This is a genomic window from Reyranella sp., assembly GCF_044224635.1.
Classification (GTDB): Bacteria; Pseudomonadota; Alphaproteobacteria; order Reyranellales; family Reyranellaceae; genus Reyranella.
In genome coordinates this window covers 1-17,651 of the sequence record NZ_JBGAKA010000032.1, presented here as the reverse complement: position 1 = coordinate 17,651, position 17,651 = coordinate 1, and the positions used below count along the sequence as shown (strand labels likewise).

Below are 17,651 nucleotides of genomic sequence, written 5' to 3'. Positions count from 1 at the left end.
AAAGCCATGTCCCGTTTCAAAGGTAGGGTCGCCATCGTCACGGGTGCCGCGAGCGGCATCGGCAAGCAGATCGCCTTGCGCTTCGCTGCCGAGGGCGGCATCCCGGTCATCGCCGATCTCAACCTGGATGCCGCGAACGCGACGGCTCAGGAGATCAAGGGCAAGGGCGGCGATTCGTTCGCCGTCGCCATGAACGTCGTCGACGAGGCCCAGGTCGAGAAGGGCGTCGCCGACACCATGGCGAGGTACGGCCGCATCGACGTCCTGGTGAGCAACGCCGGCATCCAGATCGTGAAGCCGCTGGTCGACTTCCCCTTCGCCGACTGGAAGAAGCTGCTCGCCATCCATCTTGACGGCGCTTTCCTCACCACCAAGGCCTGCCTCAAGCACATGTACGCCGCCAAGTACGGCCGCGTGATCTACATGGGCTCGGTGCATTCCAAGGAAGCCTCCAAGCTCAAGGCGCCCTACGTCACCGCCAAGCACGGCCTCATCGGGTTGGCCAAGGTGCTGGCCAAGGAGGGTGCGGAGTACAATGTGGCGGCCAACGTGGTCTGCCCGGGCTTCGTGCGCACGCCGCTGGTCGACAAGCAGATCCCCGAGCAGGCCAAGGAGCTCGGCATCAGCGAGGAGGACGTGATCAAGCACGTCATGCTGAAGGACACGATCGACGGCCAGTTCACCACGACCGACGAGGTGGCCGACGCCGTCCTCTACTTCGCCGCTGCCGGCAGCACGGCGCTGAGCGGCCAGTCGATGGTGGTGAGCCACGGTTGGTTCATGCAGTAGGGTCGTTTCCTCCCCAGCTTTTGCTGGGGAGGAGAAGAAGAGCCATGCCTACCGATATCATCGTCCTGTTCAGTCAGCGCAGCCGTGACGCCTACGCCGCCGAGGCCGCGGCGCGGGGCGAGACCTACACCTTCACCGACGCCTGGGGGCTGCCGCGCACCTGGGTGAAGGGCGAGTACGCCTACCTGGCGCCGAACGCGGCCGGGCTGCTGCTGGCGCGCTGCAACCTCAAGCACCGGCTGGTCGAGGAGGCCGAGCTCGGCGAGACGGCGCTCGCGCGCTGTCGCCTGCTGTTCATCGCCAATGCCGCGCATCTTGCATCCGAGACCATCGCGCGAATCGAGCGCTGGCTGGCGCGCGGCAACGGCCGCCTGTTCGTCACCGGCAAGACCAACCTGCCGCCGCACCTGCTCGGCCTCAGGTCGAGCGCCCTGGCGGCGGTGCAGGGCTATAGCGGCTGGCGCTGGCGACCAGGGTCGCCGTTCGCCGGAGACGCCTGGGAAGAGCTCTATGTCAGCGGCTACAAAGGCCATCCCTTTCAGCAACTCGAGCCGTTGCCGGAGAGCCGCGTGCTCGCCGACCTGGTCGCGCTCGAGGGCGATCTCAGCGACGCCACCACCGCCACGGTCACCTCGCTCGGCCCGGGCATCGTGCTCACAGACCGCACCGTCACCATCGCCAACCAGGTGATGGAGCTGATCGGCGGCATGATGCAGGCCCATCTCAATGTCGAGGCGGTGCGCCACTGGGCCAACCCCACGCATTGGGGCGACACGCTGCTGTTCTTCCTGCGCCGCCTGATGCTGGAGGTCGGCCTCTATTCGCTGTGGCAGACCCGGCTGCGCTCGTTCGCGACCTACGACGGCGTGCTGTCGTTCCGTCATGACGTCCACGGCATGCGCGACTACACCTTCCTCGACTACCAGATCCAGAATCTGATCCCGGCGAGCTACGACATCGAGGATCCGGCCTTCTCGACCAACATCGACGAGGCGATGGCGCGCGACTGGGTGGCGCGCACCACGCAGCACAGCTTCATCGAGCCAGCACTGCACAACGACAGCTCGATCGGCGATCCGCCGACGGCGATCTTCGGCAAAGGCCTCTTCGAGCACGTCGCCAATGCCGGGCGCAATCTCGGCATCCGCATCTGCACCTGCGGCCGCCACGCCGGCGGCCACATGCATCCCGAGACGATCGATGCGATGGATTACCTGTACGCACAGGACAAGCAAATCCTCGGCCTGTGCACCTTCTGCTACTACCACATGATCGAGTACGGCGTGCGCGATCCCAACGTCATGGTCGGCGGCACGATCGGCGGCAAGCCGCTGACCTACGTGACCGACGTGCGGCGCACCATCGCCACCTCGGGCATCTGGTTCCCCTTCCGCCCCGTCGTCACGACGACCAAGGAATGGCGCACGCTGCGCGGCTGGGACCGCACGCACGAGTACGATGCGGCCTACGAGCTGGTCGAGACCATCTTCGCCGGCCGCAATTCGCGCCGGCCCGGCGCCGAAGATCGGCTGGAGAACGGCGTCTACAGCTTCCAGTACCATCCCGAGCTGGCGCGCGACCCATCGGTCAATGGCGGCAAGGGCACGCTCGACTACGTGCGCTACTGCATCAATCTCGCCGAGCGCAGCAATTACTGGATCGCCACCCAGGCCGAGCTCTACCAGCGCATGGCCGACTACGAGGCGCTGGGCTTCGAGATCGCCGACGAGGGGCGCACGGTGACGATCGCCAACCCGACCGACCGGCGCATCGAGGCCATGATGATCGAGCAGCGGCTGCCGTTCGGCAGCGTGTGGCTGGGGAACACCGAGCTGATCCATGTCGTCGACGGCCGCTTCGTCACCATCCCGCCGCTGGCGCCCGGCGCCACCCTCACGCTGCGCTTCGAGCCGCGCACCGTCGAGGCGGTGCTGGTGCGTCAGCCGAGCAACAAGGGGCTGGTCGTGCTCGACGCCCGCCACGATGCGGCGACCGGCGAAGCCACCCTCCGGCTGAGCGTCTGCCGCCGCCAGCCGCTCAGCATCGAGGGGGTGGATCCGGACGGCGTCTATGCCGTGCAGATCGACAACCAGCCGGCCGACCACGTGGGCGTGCGCACGGTGCGCACCATCCAGGCGCTTCTGAGCAAGAAGTCCGATGCGGCGAGCGGCCGGAACCGCCGCGCCGTGACGCCTGGCACGACCCGCTTCCTCGACCTCGTGGTCGAGGGCGAGGAGGACCGGTTCGTCGAGCGCACGCTCCGCATCCGCCAGGTGCCGGCGGCCGAAGCGGCGCCGATCCGGGCCGCACTCATCGCTGCCATTCCGGAGAAGCGCGGCCGGGTCACTTGAGGGGCCGGCCTGAAGTTCGTTAGAATTTGCGCCAAGTGCAAAATCCCGGGAGGATCGGCATGGCGCGCACGCTGGAATTCGAACCGCTCGACGCCACCACCTTTGGCGCCGTCGTCCGTAACCTCGACGTCCGGACCCTTGATGAGATCGAGTTCCGGGCGCTCTACGATGCGTGGCTCGAGCATGCCCTGCTGATCTTTCCCGGCCAGTTCCTGAAGCGCGACGAGCAGATCGCCTTCGCCAAGCGCTTCGGTCCGCTCGAGTTCGAGATGACGGCGCTCAGCAACGTCAAGGAAGACGGCACCCTGCGTCGCGAGGAGGACAACGACGACCGGATGAAGGTGCTGAAGGGCAACATGGGCTGGCACTGCGACAGCACCTACATGCCGGTGCAGGCCAAGGGGGCCGTGTTCAGCGCCGAGGAAGTGCCGACCGTCGGCGGCCATACCGGGTTTGCCGACCTGCGCGCCGCCTACGATGCCCTCGACGAGAGCATGCGGGCCAGGATCGAGGGCCTCGCCGCCTATCACTCGCTGCATTACAGCCAGGCCAAGATGGGGCACTTCGCCAGCAAGGCCGACGGCCAATACAACGGCTACGGCTTCCACGACGGCCCGGTGCCGCTGCGGCCCCTGGTCAAGACCCATCCCGAGACCGGCCGCAAGTCGCTGCTGATCGGCCGACACGCCCACAACATCCCGGGCCTCGCCCAGGAGGAGTCGGATCGTCTGCTGCAGGAGCTGGTCGACTTCACCTGCCAGAAGCCGCGAGTCTATCACCACGACTGGGTGCCGGGCGACGCCGTGCTGTGGGACAATCGCTGCCTGATGCACCAGGCGACGCCGTGGGACATGAAGCAGCGCCGCATCATGTGGCACAGCCGCATCGCCGGCGACCCGGTCGCCGAGGCGGCGCTGCCGAACTAGAGCGTGACCTTCTTTGCTTGAAGCAGCAGAGGGTAGTGGTACAGTTTGCCGTTCCGGGCCGATCGGCCGCCTTTGACACTCGGCCGGCCCGTGCCATCTTTCCCCATAGCAACCAAGCGTCTCAAGCGGCCCCGCGACCCTGTCGAGCTAGGCAAGCTCATCGGGGATATCCTCACCGGCCAGGTGGAGGACAACGCTCAAAGGTGCTGGAAGACTGGGAAGCCGCCCAGTAGGGGCGAGCCACAACTATGTCTTGGGCGTAAAAGCAATCCGGCAAACGCCATCGGATTCGGTCAGATAGAATATGCGGGCTCCGCTGCCCGGTTCGAACGTTACATAGAACTCTCTGTCCTTGTGGTTCTTGCCGACAACCTTTCCAGAACCATCGGGCTGCAACGCCTTCAAATCGACGGTGAGCGAATACTTCAGCCCCGCTTGGGTCGAAAACGTGAGCGTGTTCCCTTTGAGGTCGACCGACCACGGGGCACGGCTAAGGCCGCAATTTTGCGAGAGGTGCTTGTGCTCGGGAACGGCAACCCACGACGCGTCTGCCGCGCTGGAGATATGAGAAGCACCCGCCAGCCCGATCAATGTCGCAAGAAACAGTCCCCGCCTCATGGTCGCCTCCCTTGGTTGCAGTTTTGCGGATTCACTTTCTTCAACCGCGCGTCAAGGAATCCGGCCGATTTTCAAACTGTACCACTACCGGAGCGGCCGCAGGCCGCGTCTCGAAGGGTCGGATAAAGAATGTCCGTCGCCCTCCAAAGGGCGAAGGTTACTTCGCCCGAATCGAGACGCCACGCTACGCGTGGCTCCTCAGGGGTGAGGTTTCCACTTGAAGCAATCATGCTCCAAGCGTCGGGCCAACTGTGCTTCGGGCGTCGGAAGAACCTGTCGAGGAATGCCGCAGCTTCATCGCTGATGCCGGCGAGCTTGTTGGTTGCCTGGCGATAGAGCTTGAAGGAAGTGCCCGGATTTCCTCGTCACGCGTCATGCTCTCCCGGACCGCGAGCGTCTCGCTCGCTCATGCTCATGAGCGAGCAAGACGCTCGCGGTGCGGAAGAGCATGACCAGCAATCTAATGCGGCGGCATCGGGATGAAGACCGGCGGCGTGCCGGACATCTTCGAGCGCGACTTGATGTCGGCATCGTTGGCACCGTGCGGCTTCAGGTAGACGTAGAACGGCGTGCGGCGCTCGACGATGTCGTTGCCGGGCTGGGCCTGACGGCTGATCAGCATGTCGGTCTGGATGCGCACGTGCATGTAGCCGGGAATGAGCTCGGCCCAGTTGGCTACCTCGGGCGTGAACGTGACGTCGTAGGTGTAGCCGTCGACGAGCTTGACGACGCCGCGGCCGGCGCCGTCGACCGGGTTGGACGGCACCTGCTGCCAGACCAGGCCCGACTGCACGTAGATGCCGACCGCGTTCAGCATCACGTAGAGCGGCGCCGCCGCATCGATGTTCTGCATCGCCAGGGTCATGCGATAGGACTTGCCATCGGCTTCCTGCACGATGCGCTTCAGCTCGACATAGAGCGAGGTCAGCGCCTGGTGCTCCAGGAGCAGGCGGGCCTGCTTGTAGCGGCGCAGCGCCTGGTCCTGCCAGATGCCGATGCCGCCATCGATCGCGAAGGCGGCCAGCACCACGCCGACGACCCCCATGACCACCGGCGAGCGCCACAGGCCGAGATGGCGGCCGAGCTTCACGGCCACGCCGGCCGGCGGCGCCGTCGAGGGGCGCGGCGCGGCGGCTGCGAGCTTGTCGAACAGTGTACGGTCAGAGGGGGCACGCTCGGAGGCGGTGCGATCGGGCGCTGCGGCGGACGGCGACTGCTGCGGCGCCTGCCCGAGCCGGCGGCGCAGCAGGCGCAGCTCCGATTGGCCGGCCGCGACCTGGCGCTGCAAGTCGCGGATCAGCGCGTCCTTCTGCTCCGACGAAAGCCTGCGCGGGTCGGGACGCTTGTCCTTCATGCGACCAGCGCGCCGTTGGCGATATGCACGATCTGCTCGGCCTGCTCGGCCAAAGCGAGATTGTGGGTGACCAGGATCAGGGTCGTGCCGAGCTCGCGGTTGACGCCCAGAAGCTCGTCCATGATCTCGATCTCGGTCTGCTCGTCGAGATCGGAGGTCGGCTCGTCGGCGAGCAGCAATGCCGGATCGTTGATCAACGCGCGGGCGATGGCGGCGCGGCGCTGCTCGCCGGCCGAGATCTCCGACGGATAGGCGTCGAGATAATCGCCGAGGCCCATGCGGGCCAGCAGGGCCGAGGCCTTGTCGTAGGTCCCGGCGCTGTCGCGCACGCCGCCCAGCATCGCCGGCAGGGCGACGTTGTCGACCAGCCGCAAGGTCGGCAGCAGGCTCGCGAACTGGAAGACGAAGCCGATGCGGCCGTTGCGGAAACGCGCCAGGGCATCGTCGCCCAGGCCCCAGATGTCGGTGCCGTCGATCGTCACCGTGCCGGCGCTCGGCCGGCTCAGGCCGCCGATCATGGCCATCAGCGAGGACTTGCCCGAGCCCGAGCGGCCGATGACGGCGGCATAGCGCCCCGCCTCGACCTCGAGGTCCAGATCGACCACCGCCGCCACGTCGCCGCGCCCGGTGCGATAGGTCTTGCTGAGCTGCCGGCAGGCGAGCATCGCCTCAGGCCTCGCTGCGCACGAGGTCATAGGCATCGCGCCGGCTGGCGCGCCACGCCGGATAGAGCACGGCCAGGGCGCCGATCAGCACCGACAGAACGATCGCGCCGGTAGCAAAGGCCACTGTCCTGGCGAGATCGTCCCACAGGAAGGGCACGCCGAGGCGCTCGAGATTGTAGACCAGCGAGCGCTCGTAGAGCCGCATGACCAGCAATCCCAGCGCCACGCCCAGCGCCCCGCCGATGCCGGTCGCCAGCATGGCCTCGACCACCATCATGCCCAGCACCTGCGACCGGCGGGCGCCGATCGCCTTCAGCAGCCCGAGCTCGCCGCGCCGCTCGGTGACGATGGCCGAGAACAGCACGCTCACCATCAGCACCGTGCTGGCCAGCATGACGATCATCAGCACCAGGATGCCGTCGAGCAGCGAGGTCAGGCCCTGGCGGATGCCGCTCAGCGTCGTGTCGCCGTTCACCACCTTGACGCCTTGCACGGTCGACAGGATGGCGAAGCGCGCCTGCAGCGACGTGGCGCTGGGCGCCAGCTCGATCAGGAAGCCGGTGACCTTGCCGGGCTGCAGCACGGGCAATGGCTTGCCGTGGCCCTGGATCGCGCCGGCCAGTGCCTCGAGGGTCGTCGACGCCATGAACACGCCGCGCTCGTGCGTGCCGACGCCGGTGCGACCGAGCCGGCCATAGACGATGTGCGGCTTGCCGAAGATCAGGAGCTGCGCGCCGAGCGGTGCGTCGCGGCCGGCGCCCAGGATGACGTCGCCAGGCTGCAGGGGCCGGTTCAGCTTCTCGACCAGCCACGGCTGGATGGTGAAGTCGCGCGCCGGATCGAAGCCGATCAGGTCGACCGAATCGTGATGGCTGCCGATGCCCGAATGCTCGACCCTGGCGATCTTCTGCGGCGCGCTGCGGCCGACGCTGGCGAGCCGGGCCTTGTCCAGGAGGTCGGCCTCTAGCACGAGGTCGGTCGGCTCGACGGTGAGCAGCGCCGCCGTGATGTTGGTGAGCGCGCCGTCGGGCACCACCATCAGGTCGGCGCCCATGCGCGTGAAGCCAACCGCCATGCTGCGCTCGATGCTGCTCATCAGGGTCGCACCGGCGAACAGCGCGCCGCTGCCGACCGCGACGGCGGCGATCAGCAGCAGCGTACGCGCCTTGCGCCGGCCGAGATTCTGAAGGGCGAGGTTCGCGAGCAGCCAGCGCATGTGATCATTGCCTCCCCCGTCCTACGGCGGAGGTGCCCCGTCATACGGGGCGGAGGGGGCGGGCCTCAGCCGAAATCTCAGGTATTCCGACGTCGGAACTTCATACACCTCGCGGGAGGCCCTCCCCCTCCGGCCCTCCGGGCCACCTCCCCCGTAGGACGGGGGAGGCGAAAGAACACGCGCCCGTCCGCTCACAGCGTGCACGAACGCGTGTGCTTCATGTGCTCGAGCTTGGTCGGGATGATGACGCAGTCGTGGTGGCCGCCGTTGCTCGGCAGGATGCCGATCAGCGTGTCGGTCGCGGTGTCGACCACGGCAATGCCGCTCGACTGGCGCTGGAAGCCGCTGAACGGCGTCAGCACGTACTTGCCGTCGTAGGTCAGCGCGGGAGTCTGCAGGTCGGGGCCGATGCCCTGGATTTCCTTGGCGATCGTCCAGGTCTTGGTGTCGACCACCATGAGGCCGCTGAATGCCGGCGAGGGATGCAGGATCGACAGATAGAGCTTCGAGCTGTCGAGCGAGAACACCATATGGAACGGGTTGGGATACTTGCCGCGCCACAGCGGATCCTCGACATGGGCGATCTTGCGCCAATTGCGCGGATCGGGATCGGTGCAGGAAAAGATCGAGCAATTGTTCTCGCGCAGATTGTTCATCATCACGAGAAACCGGCCGTCGGGCGAGAAGCCGATCTCGTGGCCCGGCGAATGGATCCTGTCGAACACCACCTTCCAGGTGTCCTTGTCGACCTGCTCGACCTTGTACTGGCCCGGCGAATCCTTGTTGAACTGCAGGAACGCCACCGGATCGAAGTTCTTCTCCGGATCGAGGATGCAGATGCCGCCGCACAGCCGCACCACGGTCGCAGCCCAGCGGCCTTCAGGATGCCAGATCGTGCCGTCGGCGCCGGTCAGCGCCAGCGGGTCCTCGCCCGGCAGCGACCCCTCCTCGACGAACAGCTCGCCCATCGGCACCATTTCCCAGTCGATCTTGTTACCCTTGGTGCCCCGGTAGTCGTAGAGGCCGGTGCGCGGATCGGGGTAGATTTTCTTGATGGTCATCGTGCCGCCCTGGGTCCAGGCGACACGGAGATCGCGCACGTTGGGCTCCCAGTCGAAGCGCAGCGCCGCCTTGACCTTGGAGGTCGTGCGATCGAAGCAGGCGGCGATGTCCTTCTGGCCATCGGTCACGAAGTAGGATTGCGCATCCTTGGGGTTGACCGTGACGTGCACGCCGAGGCCCAGCCCGGTGGTCTCCGACACGTTCTCGATCAGCTGCATCTGCGTGCCGTCGAAGCGCACGCGGTAGATGTTGGTGCCGCCCGGCGCCGTTTCGGCAGTGACCGCCGTGTTCATGCCATAGATCAGCGAGTTCTGGCCGCCCTGCGTGCTGTTGACGAACTCGAAGCCGTGTTGCGGATCGGCGCTGGGAAAGGCGCACAGATGGTGGCTGATCGGATTGTAGTCGCCGTAGTTCCAGTACCAGATAGAGGCCATCACGCGGTTGGAGTTGAGATCGATGGCGTAGGTGCCGCCGCCCATCTTGGTCGGCAGCAGGGCAACCCAGTTGCCGAGGCTCTGGCCACGCAAATCGGCCCGCGTGTCGACCACCTCGCGCGTGATGTTGTGGCGCTGCGCCTCGGTGTAGTTGGCGCCGGCGTGGCGCACGCCGTGATCCGAGACAGAGCCGCTGCCCAGGACGTTGTAGCCGATGACGCCCGCCTCGGCGACGGCGGCAGTGCCGACCGCGACGTTGAACATGGTGCGCCGGCTGATGCCGCCGCGCTTGGGCGGCTCGGCAACCGCGACGGCCTTGGCCTTGCGGTCGTCGGCTTCTTTCTTGTCCGCCAGGTAGGTCTGGAATTCCTTGTGATCCTGCTCGTCGACCTCGGCGCGCCGCCGGGCATAGGCATCGGCCGTAGCGCGCGGAGCCGGCACCTTCCCTCCCGAGGAACCGGACTTGACGCCGAGGCCTCCGCGCTGAGGGCTCTTGGTTGCCGTCTTCTTGCGCCTCGCCATCTCGACCTCCCCATTGGTTTCGTGTCGTTAGCCGGTAATAGTAGACACGCGCCGCGGCGATGCAAACGCCAAGCAACGTGCAGGCGCGCAGGTCTGGATTTCGAAGGATGCCGATTTCGTCCGCTACTGGCATCCTGCCGCGACTGGAGTAGTGTTGCGGCCAACGTCGCCGATCGGCAGGACCGTCGCGGGAGCGTGGTGATGGACTACATGGTCGTGATCAGTGCCATCGTTCTCGGCCTGTCCGTGCTGGCGGCGCTTGCCAAGTTTCTCGACTGGTTCGTGCACAGCGATCCCAAGACCATGCTGCGCACCGGGCACTGGATGCTGCTGCTCCTGGTGATTGTCGGGGTCGGCATCCTGATCTATGCGCTCGTCACCGAGCAATGGTCGCTCGCCATGCTCGACGGCTCCGCTCTCCTGATCGTGGCCACGATCTGGCGGTGGCGGTTCATCATGATGCCGGCGCGCATGGCCTACTTGATGCTGCTTCGTCGGCGGCGGCCGCCTGTCGACATGGAGGTTCGCGACCTCGACCCGGCCGATCCGGAAACGGTGCGCCGGGCGGCGGCGATCCTCGAGGCCTACGTCGCCCGATCCTCGCCAATGACCTCGCCGGTGGCGCTGAACGGCAAGTTGGCCCTGACCGACCAGCGCCGCGGCGAGGCAATGTCGAACGATGAGGCGCTCGAGGTGCTGGGCCTCGAGCCCGGCGCCGACGACCAGGCGATCCGTGCCGCCCGCAAGCGCCTTCTTGGCCTGGTCCATCCCGACCGGGGCGGCTCGACATGGCTCGCCGGCAAGGTCCAGCAGGCAAGCGACACGCTGCTCGGCCCGTCGCGGCAATGGCCGCCCGCCGCAGCCGAGGATCGGGCGCCGCCACGCAATCGCGCGACGAAACGCAGTTAGCATTCCCGTGCTTCTCCCCGGCACAGGGGGCATGGTCTTCTGGACGGCGGGCGAGACGCCCGCCGTCCAGAAGACCATGCCCCCTGTGCAGCCGCGCCGTAATGCATTAGGAAGCGGCCTGCGCCATGGCCTGAACGACGATCGAGGTTGCCGACATGACGGATGCCAAGGAGACGCTCGCCGACATCGTCGAGGCTCTGCGCGCCGAGTGTCGCGACTCGCACAGCCTGAAGCGCCGGCCCGACGGGCCGACTGACGAGGAGCTGAAGCAGATCGGCCACGATTTGCGCTGGCGGGCGGCGGCGGAGATCGAGCAGCTACGCGGCGTCCTGGCGGGCTGGCAGCCGATAAGCAGCGCGCCCAAGGACGCGCAGCCGGTGCTGCTGTTCTGCCCCGGCCTCAACGGCAACGTCGCCCGCGAGATCGTGATCGGCGTCTGGAAGTTCGACGCCAATCGCCGCACCTTCGGCTACTGGGTGAGCGATGTCGGCCATCTCGACGAGGGCCAGGCCGAGACCGGCGCGTGGATCGAGTACGTCGAGCTCCAGCCCAAATTCTGGGCGCCTCTTCTTCCGCCGCCGCGCGGCTAGAACGATGCTCGAGGTGGTAGAGCTCAAGCTCTCCCGGACCGCAGGCGTCCTCGCCCGCATGCTGGACCGCGGGCGTCTCGCCCGTTCTTCTCATGCTCATGAATCCTGAGCGGGCGAGACGCCCGCGGTCCGGGGAAGGCGGGCGGCCAGCGCCGCCTCGTAGTCGCGCCGCGCCGCCTCCGCCGCCTGCTCCGCGGCATTGCTGCGGTCACGTGCCGCCGTGTCGAGCTCGAACAGCACCATCGCGGACACAATGAGAAGGCCGCCGGTCACGTAGTAGGTCCAGGCGTCGAGATGGAGCCGCAGCAGCACGACGATGAACGGGATCGGGAAGATGACCCCGAGCCAACGCATCCAGGTTTCGCGATCGTAGCGCCGCGCCTCGGCTTCGGCGGCCGCCTGCAACTCGGCCGCCCGGCGCCGCATCCCTTCCAGGTCATCGCTCGATCGATCGGTCGCCATGGGATGCCCGCCGTGCGCTTCGCCCGGCCTAACCCGGCACCACCCCGCGCGCCGCCCAGGCGACGCTCGCGAAGCTGCGCGGTCCATCGGGCCTGCCGCTGAGATAGGCGGCGCGCACCGCCTCGGTCACGCGCGCGCGGATCGGTGCCGCGAGGCCCTCGACGAACTGCCCCAGATTGCCCTGCGCTGTCAGCAGCGGCTGCCAGTAATCCTCGAAGTCGGCGAACTCCATGCGGATGGTCAGCAGGGTCTCGCGAGCATCGGTCAAACCGGCGCGGCTCAGCAGGGCAGGCAAATCGCCCGGCTGGGTCGCCGGCCGGAACATCGCCGCCGCACGGCGCCCGTCAGCCGATGGCTCGATCGCCGTCACCGTATCCCAGAAGATCCGTTGGCTCGGCATGCCGCCATATGTGTCCCAGACCGAGACGGCAACGATTCCCCCCGGCCGGACGACGCGGCGCATCTCGTGCGCCGCCTGCTGGGCATCCGACACGAAATGCAGCACCAGGAGCGAGAGGGCGCGGTCGAAGGAGGCATCGGCAAAGGGCAGGCTGCAGGCATCGCCCTGGCGCGCCGTGATCGGGTGTGTGCCGATTCTCGCCTGCAGGGCGGCGACAAAATCGGCCTCGAAGTCGATGGCCTCGACCGCCGTGACTGCCGAGCGCTCGACCAGCGCCAAGCTGAGGCTGCCGGTGCCGCAGCCGACGTCGACCACCCGCTCGCCGGCGGCAGCGCCGGCAAAATCGAGAAACAGCGGTGCCAGCCGGCGACTCCAGCGACCCATGTAGTGATCGTACCCGGCCGCCCCGTGGGCGATGAAGGTCGAAGCCACGTCGAGCGTCTCCCTGGCGCATTCCTCTTCGAGGACCTTACCGGCGGGACCGTGCCGGGGCTAGACTGCGGCAAGACGAGGTGATCGATCCGGGCCGGCGCCCCCTGCCGCCAACGCCAGACCAGGAGGAGACGGACATGACCGACCAATCCAATCGCATCCTGAGCGAGCTGCCGCAGCGCCTGCATCACAACGCCTATGTCTGCTCCAACCAGGAACGGACGCGCCAGTTCTACGAGGACGTCATCGGGCTGCCGCTGCTGGCGACCTGGGTCGAGGAGGCCGAGTTCCCGCAATTCCCGGGCAAGCGCCTCGCCTACAGCCACACCTTCTACGGCATCGGCGACGGCGGTGCGCTCGCCTTCTTCGAGTTCCCCGATCCCGAGGCCGCGGCGGCCTTCAAGGCACAGCAGCAGCCCTCTTTCGTCCACATCGCGCTTGCCGTCAGCGACGCCGCGCAGAAAGAGATCAAGCAGCGGCTCACGGACGCCGGAAAGCCCGTGCGTCAGGTCGATCATGGCTACTGCACGTCGATCTACGTCCAGGATCCGGACGGCCTGATCGTCGAGTTCACCGCCGACGCACCCGACGCGGACAAGATCGCCGCGCATCAGCGCGCCACGGCGCACGAGACCCTGCGCCGCTGGTCGTCCGGCGATCGCACGGTCAACAACGACATCCGTCCGCATCGCTGAGACCGAGGTCCCGATGCTAGAGCTGATCGCGATTATCTGCGCGCTTGTCGTCTGCGTTCTCACGCCATTCGAGGTGAGACGCATTCGCCGCGGCTACGTGCACAAGAAGTTCGCCGGCGATCGGGCGAAGTACATCGCGGCCTATCGCAAGCAGCTGACGCTGCTGATCTTCGCGGGCGCCATCTTCGGCGTGCTGGGCATCGTGTTTGCCTCGTTCGAGGACAGGCCGGGCGGGGCGACGGTGAGGATCGTCGCCGCCCTGATCTGGTTTGCCGTGTCGGCCGTCTGCTTCGTCTCGCGTCGAATGCTGCCGAGCGAATCCGCACCAATGAGCGGCGCCGGCCGTTAGGGCCTGTGACGAAATAGGTGCTTCGGATTCCGATTACTAGCAGGCGGTCTGCGTGACAAAGACCCTGTCTACCTTGAAGGTCCCTCGCTGCGCTCGGGACGACAACTTTGCTGACCGCCGTCGTCTCGTGACGGCCGCATGAAGCCAGTCGGCATCACCGATGCAGCGCCAGCCCGTCCCTGACAGCAAACCGCCATCAACCCCAAGCCTTGTCAGCCCACGAGGGTCGTCAGCACGGCGGCGTAGTGGACTGAGGCTGCGGTCAGCACGAAGCCGTGCCAGATGGCGTTCTGGTAGGCCAGCCGGTTCCAGAGATGGAACACGACGCCGGCCGAGTAGATCACGCCGCCGATGCCGATCAGCAGGAGGGTCGGCCAGGCAAGCGACGTCACGAAGGGCTGGATCGCGATCAGGCCGATCCAGCCCAGCGCGAGATAGAGGACCACCGACAGCGCGCGCACGAGCGCACCATTGCCCAGCGGGCGCCACAGCTTGCCGGCGATGCCGGCGCCCGCGACGCCCCACACCGAGGCGGTGAGACCGATCGCCCAGCCGGGTTCCAGCAGGCGCGTGAAGGGCGTGTAGGTGCCGGCGATCATGGCGAAGATCGCGGCGTGGTCGAAGCGCTGCAGCCAACCGCGCCAGCGATGCTCGTGCAGCATGTTGTAGGCGGCCGAGCAGCCGAACATGGCGACCATGCCGGCGGCGTAGATCGCGGCCGTCACCACGTCGTTCGCCGAGCCGAGGACGGCGGCGAGCACCACGACGGTCACGGCCGCCGGCACGCCGAGCCCCAGGCCCAGCACATGGACCACGGCATCGGCGGCGCGCTCGCGCGTGCTGGCAATCCTCGCTGTTCCGTCCGGCGACATCGGCCGCCACATTGGCATGCCCGCCCCGTCGGCGACAGGGTTTGTCGCTGCCCGCCGCGATCGCGGCCTGGCAGCGCGGACAGAGCATCCGACGTTCTCCCGTCGAACCGATGTGGGTATGGGGTCAAGGTGCCCCGTCATACGGGGCGGAGGGGTCATAGGCCCCCTCGCGCGACTCATGACCCCTCCGTCCGCGATTACGCGGACACCTCCCCAACTTCGTTGAGGAGGAGAATGAGAAGAGCGCCACAGAGTGGCGCGCTCTCGGCGATGAGCGCCATCGCCCACGGCCCAGAAGAGGACGGTGGGCAGATATACGCGTTCCCGGATCGCTGATACGTTTCCAGGACAGCACTCGAGAAGGTTGGCATGAATCTCAATCTGCACGGCAAGACCGCCCTCGTCACCGGCGCCTCCAAGGGAATTGGCCTGGCGTGCGCCGGGCAGCTGGCGGAGGAAGGCTGCCATCTGCATCTCGCTTCCCGGACGAAGGTCGATCTGGAGCGCGCCCGCGAATCGATCCAGGCACGGCACAATGTTTCGGTGACCATCCATCCCTGCGATCTCAGCAACGGCGACACCGCGCGCGCGCTGGCCGCAGCCTGCAACGACATCGACATCCTGGTGAACAATGCCGGCGCCATTCCGGCCGGCGACCTGCAGACGATCGACGAGGCGCGGTGGCGCGACGCGTGGAACCTCAAGGTGTTCGGCTACATCAATCTCTGCCGCGCGGTGTACCCCGCCATGAAGGCGCGCGGCGGCGGCGTCATCGTCAACGTGCTCGGCGCCGCCGGCGAGCGGCCGACCTGGGGCTACATCGCCGGCAGCGCGGGCAACGCCTCGCTGATGGCCTTCACCCGCGGCATGGGCGGCACCAGCCTGGTCGATCGCATCCGCATCGTCGCCTGCAATCCCGGCCTCATTCGCACCGAGCGCATGGAGACCATGCTGCGCGCAAGCGCAGCGACCAAGCTCGGCGATGCCTCACGCTGGGAGGAGCTGATCCCGGTCAACCCGCCGGTCGGCACGCCCGAGCAGTGCGCCGATCTCGTCACCTTCCTGGCCTCCGATCGGGCATCGCATATCGCCGGAACGGTCGTCACGATCGACGGCGGAGCGGCGCACTATGCCGGGGTCCTGTAACTGCTTCATTTCACGAGATGACTGCAGTCAGCAAAGATGACTATCATCGCGTGCGATTCGCACGGGAGGAAATCATGTCCAACGTCAAGGACTGGACGTTCAACCACGACCTCGCGACCGCCGCCACGTGGACGCCGGGCCTGCGCGAGATATTCGAGTATCGCGACCTCGGCATCAAGCAAGCGACCAGGGGCGACTACGTGGTCCACCTCATCCGCCACAACGGCAACAAGGCCAAGGACGAGGTCCAGCAGTGGCACGTCCATGATTGCACCTTCCAGATGGTCTTCGTCATGAACGGCTGGGCCACGTTCGAGTATGCCGGCCACGGCCAGCGGACGATCCGCAAGGGCGATTGCATCAATCAGATCCCGGGCATCCCGCATCGCGAGATCGCCTGCTCCGAGGATTTCGAGGTGCTCGAGATCGTCTCGCCGGCGAATTTCAAGACCCGGATTGTCGAGGCGCCGCCGGCTGAGGCCGCGGCCGCGGAATAGCCATTCATCGCAGCGGTGCAACGCAGGCAGCCCCTGGGGCCGCCCATGCCGCGGCGAGCGATCGAGAACAACAACAGGCGGGCGATCCATCGCACCGCCAGGGCGGAGGAAGCACATGTCCGGATATCGTCGGCCCTCGCGCAGGGCCCTGCTCACGGTCGGCCTCGCCGGCGCCGCGACAATCGCCTCGCCCGCCGTCCTGCGGCTTCCGGTTCGCGCGCAGGGCGGGCCGATCAAGATCGGCATGCCGCTGGCGCTGACCGGCGCGCTGGGCTCGGTGGGCCAGCAGCAGAAGCGCGGCGCCGAGCTTTACGCCAAGTTGCAGAACGCCAAGGGCGGCATCCTGGGGCGGCCGATCGAGCTCCTGATCGAGGACACCGCCGGCAATCCCGCCAACTGCGTGCGCAAGGCGCAGGAAATGGTCGAGCGGCGGGACTGCCGCCTGCTCACCGGCATCACGCTCTCGTCGGAGGCCCTGGCGGTGGTGCCCAAGCTCGCCGAATGGGACTCGATCTTCATTTCCTCGGATAACGGCGACGGCCGGCTGACCGCCGAGAGCCTGGTGCCGAATTTCTTCCGCGCCAACATCTCGGGCCCGATGGGCACGCGCGCCGTGTCGCTCTACCTGCGCGGCGGCAAGATGAGCAAATTCTATGCGCTCGGGCTCGACTACGCCTGGGGGCACAACAGCGTGCAGGTCTTCGAGCAGGAGGTGCTCAAGTCCAAGAAGGAGTTCATCGGCAAGGTCTTCGCGCCGACCGGGACCAAGGATTATTCATCCTACATCACCAAGATCCGCCAGTCCGGCGCCGACGCCGTCTTCCTGGTGCTGCAGGGCGACGACAACAACGCGTTCCTGTCCCAGGCCCAGCAATATCGCCTGCCCGAGCGGGTCAAGCTGCTGACCGAGATCGTCGACCTCGCCAGCATCCGCGCGGTCGGCGATGCCTCGCTCGGCCTGATCGGCTCCTCGCGCTACAGCTTCACCTACGATCACCCGCTGAACAACGAGTTCGTCGCCCTGTGGAAGAAGGAGCATGGCACCTATCCCGACACGTTCGAGGGCGAGCAGTGGCAGTGCATGAAGGTGTTCGAGGCCGGCATCACCAAGGCGGGCGGCATCGAGGCCGCCAAGCTCCGGCCCGCCCTCGAGGACATCGAGATCGAGAGCGTCAAGGGCAAGGTGCATATCCGCAAGTGCGATCACCAGGGCGTGCAGCAGGGCTTCATGGTCGAGGTGGTCAGGAAGGCGGGCTTCGACACGCCGATCCCGCAGGTGATCGCCACCTTCCCGGGCGAGAGCACGACGCCGACGTGCAACACCATGACGTTCAAGGATTGATTTCCTCCCCAGCGAAGCTG

Annotated in this window: 18 protein-coding genes; 10 read left to right on the top strand and 8 right to left on the bottom strand. The window is 66.9% G+C overall.

The features are described from left to right. Nucleotides 1-6 precede the first annotated feature (6 nt). The 3 genes from ACILR9_RS24480 to ACILR9_RS24470 are packed head-to-tail and all read left to right on the top strand — an operon-like array spanning nucleotide 7 to nucleotide 4,066. Nucleotides 7-789 (top strand): 3-hydroxybutyrate dehydrogenase, encoded by a 783-nt coding sequence (locus tag ACILR9_RS24480; RefSeq protein ID WP_395712587.1) that lies wholly within the window; start codon nucleotides 7-9, stop codon nucleotides 787-789. Nucleotides 790-833: 44 nt separating this feature from the next. Beyond that, on the top strand, nucleotides 834-3,140 hold the full coding sequence (locus ACILR9_RS24475; protein WP_395712586.1) for a hypothetical protein: 2,307 nt from the start codon (nucleotides 834-836) through the stop codon (nucleotides 3,138-3,140). A gap of 59 nt (nucleotides 3,141-3,199) precedes the next feature. Next, complete coding sequence (locus tag ACILR9_RS24470; RefSeq protein WP_395712585.1) at nucleotides 3,200-4,066, top strand: TauD/TfdA dioxygenase family protein; 867 nt, start codon at nucleotides 3,200-3,202, stop codon at nucleotides 4,064-4,066. A 246-nt stretch (nucleotides 4,067-4,312) separates the two neighbouring features. Here ACILR9_RS24470 and ACILR9_RS24465 read toward each other — a convergent pair whose 3' ends face one another. From ACILR9_RS24465 to ACILR9_RS24445, 5 genes are all read right to left on the bottom strand, one after another. Beyond that, complete coding sequence (locus ACILR9_RS24465) at nucleotides 4,313-4,684, bottom strand: hypothetical protein (RefSeq protein ID WP_395712584.1); 372 nt, start codon at nucleotides 4,682-4,684, stop codon at nucleotides 4,313-4,315. A gap of 460 nt (nucleotides 4,685-5,144) precedes the next feature. Continuing rightward, the gene (locus ACILR9_RS24460) at nucleotides 5,145-6,038 is read right to left on the bottom strand and encodes a hypothetical protein (RefSeq protein ID WP_395712583.1); all 894 of its coding nucleotides are present in this window, start codon (nucleotides 6,036-6,038) and stop codon (nucleotides 5,145-5,147) included. Then, entirely contained in the window at nucleotides 6,035-6,703 is a 669-nt protein-coding gene (locus ACILR9_RS24455) for an ABC transporter ATP-binding protein (RefSeq protein WP_395712582.1), read from the bottom strand. Before ACILR9_RS24455 ends, ACILR9_RS24460 begins: the two co-directional genes overlap by 4 nt. A 4-nt stretch (nucleotides 6,704-6,707) precedes the next feature. Beyond that, complete coding sequence (locus ACILR9_RS24450) at nucleotides 6,708-7,919, bottom strand: ABC transporter permease (protein WP_395712581.1); 1,212 nt, start codon at nucleotides 7,917-7,919, stop codon at nucleotides 6,708-6,710. 191 nt (nucleotides 7,920-8,110) lie between these two features. Next, a complete protein-coding gene (locus ACILR9_RS24445) occupies nucleotides 8,111-9,937 on the bottom strand; it encodes a hypothetical protein (protein ID WP_395712580.1) in 1,827 nt (608 codons plus the stop codon). Nucleotides 9,938-10,138: 201 nt separating this feature from the next. On the opposite strand from ACILR9_RS24445, the gene ACILR9_RS24440 reads away from it, so the two are divergent. Continuing rightward, nucleotides 10,139-10,846 (top strand): hypothetical protein, encoded by a 708-nt coding sequence (locus tag ACILR9_RS24440; RefSeq protein ID WP_395712579.1) that lies wholly within the window; start codon nucleotides 10,139-10,141, stop codon nucleotides 10,844-10,846. Nucleotides 10,847-11,001: 155 nt separating this feature from the next. After that, on the top strand, nucleotides 11,002-11,436 hold the full coding sequence (locus ACILR9_RS24435; RefSeq protein WP_395712578.1) for a hypothetical protein: 435 nt from the start codon (nucleotides 11,002-11,004) through the stop codon (nucleotides 11,434-11,436). Between the two features lie 96 nt (nucleotides 11,437-11,532). On the opposite strand, the gene ACILR9_RS24430 is transcribed toward ACILR9_RS24435, so the two are convergent. Together ACILR9_RS24430 and ACILR9_RS24425 are read right to left on the bottom strand one after the other, a co-directional pair. Then, complete coding sequence (locus ACILR9_RS24430) at nucleotides 11,533-11,898, bottom strand: hypothetical protein (protein WP_395712577.1); 366 nt, start codon at nucleotides 11,896-11,898, stop codon at nucleotides 11,533-11,535. Between the two features lie 28 nt (nucleotides 11,899-11,926). Next, nucleotides 11,927-12,730: a class I SAM-dependent methyltransferase gene (locus tag ACILR9_RS24425; RefSeq protein WP_395712576.1), complete on the bottom strand. Its 804-nt coding sequence runs from the start codon at nucleotides 12,728-12,730 to the stop codon at nucleotides 11,927-11,929. A gap of 137 nt (nucleotides 12,731-12,867) precedes the next feature. On the opposite strand from ACILR9_RS24425, the gene ACILR9_RS24420 reads away from it, so the two are divergent. Beyond that, nucleotides 12,868-13,425 (top strand): VOC family protein, encoded by a 558-nt coding sequence (locus tag ACILR9_RS24420; RefSeq protein WP_395712575.1) that lies wholly within the window; start codon nucleotides 12,868-12,870, stop codon nucleotides 13,423-13,425. Between the two features lie 13 nt (nucleotides 13,426-13,438). Continuing rightward, nucleotides 13,439-13,774, top strand: coding sequence for a hypothetical protein (locus tag ACILR9_RS24415; RefSeq protein ID WP_395712574.1), 336 nt, complete (start codon nucleotides 13,439-13,441; stop codon nucleotides 13,772-13,774). A gap of 212 nt (nucleotides 13,775-13,986) precedes the next feature. Here the strand turns inward: ACILR9_RS24415 and ACILR9_RS24410 are convergent, their stop codons facing one another. Then, a complete protein-coding gene (locus tag ACILR9_RS24410) occupies nucleotides 13,987-14,658 on the bottom strand; it encodes a hemolysin III family protein (RefSeq protein WP_395712573.1) in 672 nt (223 codons plus the stop codon). 357 nt (nucleotides 14,659-15,015) lie between these two features. Between ACILR9_RS24410 and ACILR9_RS24405 the strand changes: the two genes are divergently transcribed. The 3 genes from ACILR9_RS24405 to ACILR9_RS24395 all read left to right on the top strand — a co-directional run bounded on the left by ACILR9_RS24405 (nucleotide 15,016) and on the right by ACILR9_RS24395 (nucleotide 17,631). Further along, nucleotides 15,016-15,792, top strand: coding sequence for a short-chain dehydrogenase/reductase (locus ACILR9_RS24405; RefSeq protein ID WP_395712572.1), 777 nt, complete (start codon nucleotides 15,016-15,018; stop codon nucleotides 15,790-15,792). Nucleotides 15,793-15,866: 74 nt separating this feature from the next. Beyond that, a complete protein-coding gene (locus tag ACILR9_RS24400) occupies nucleotides 15,867-16,289 on the top strand; it encodes a cupin domain-containing protein (RefSeq protein WP_395712571.1) in 423 nt (140 codons plus the stop codon). A gap of 115 nt (nucleotides 16,290-16,404) precedes the next feature. Beyond that, nucleotides 16,405-17,631, top strand: coding sequence for an ABC transporter substrate-binding protein (locus ACILR9_RS24395; protein WP_395712570.1), 1,227 nt, complete (start codon nucleotides 16,405-16,407; stop codon nucleotides 17,629-17,631). Nucleotides 17,632-17,651: the final 20 nt, after the last annotated feature.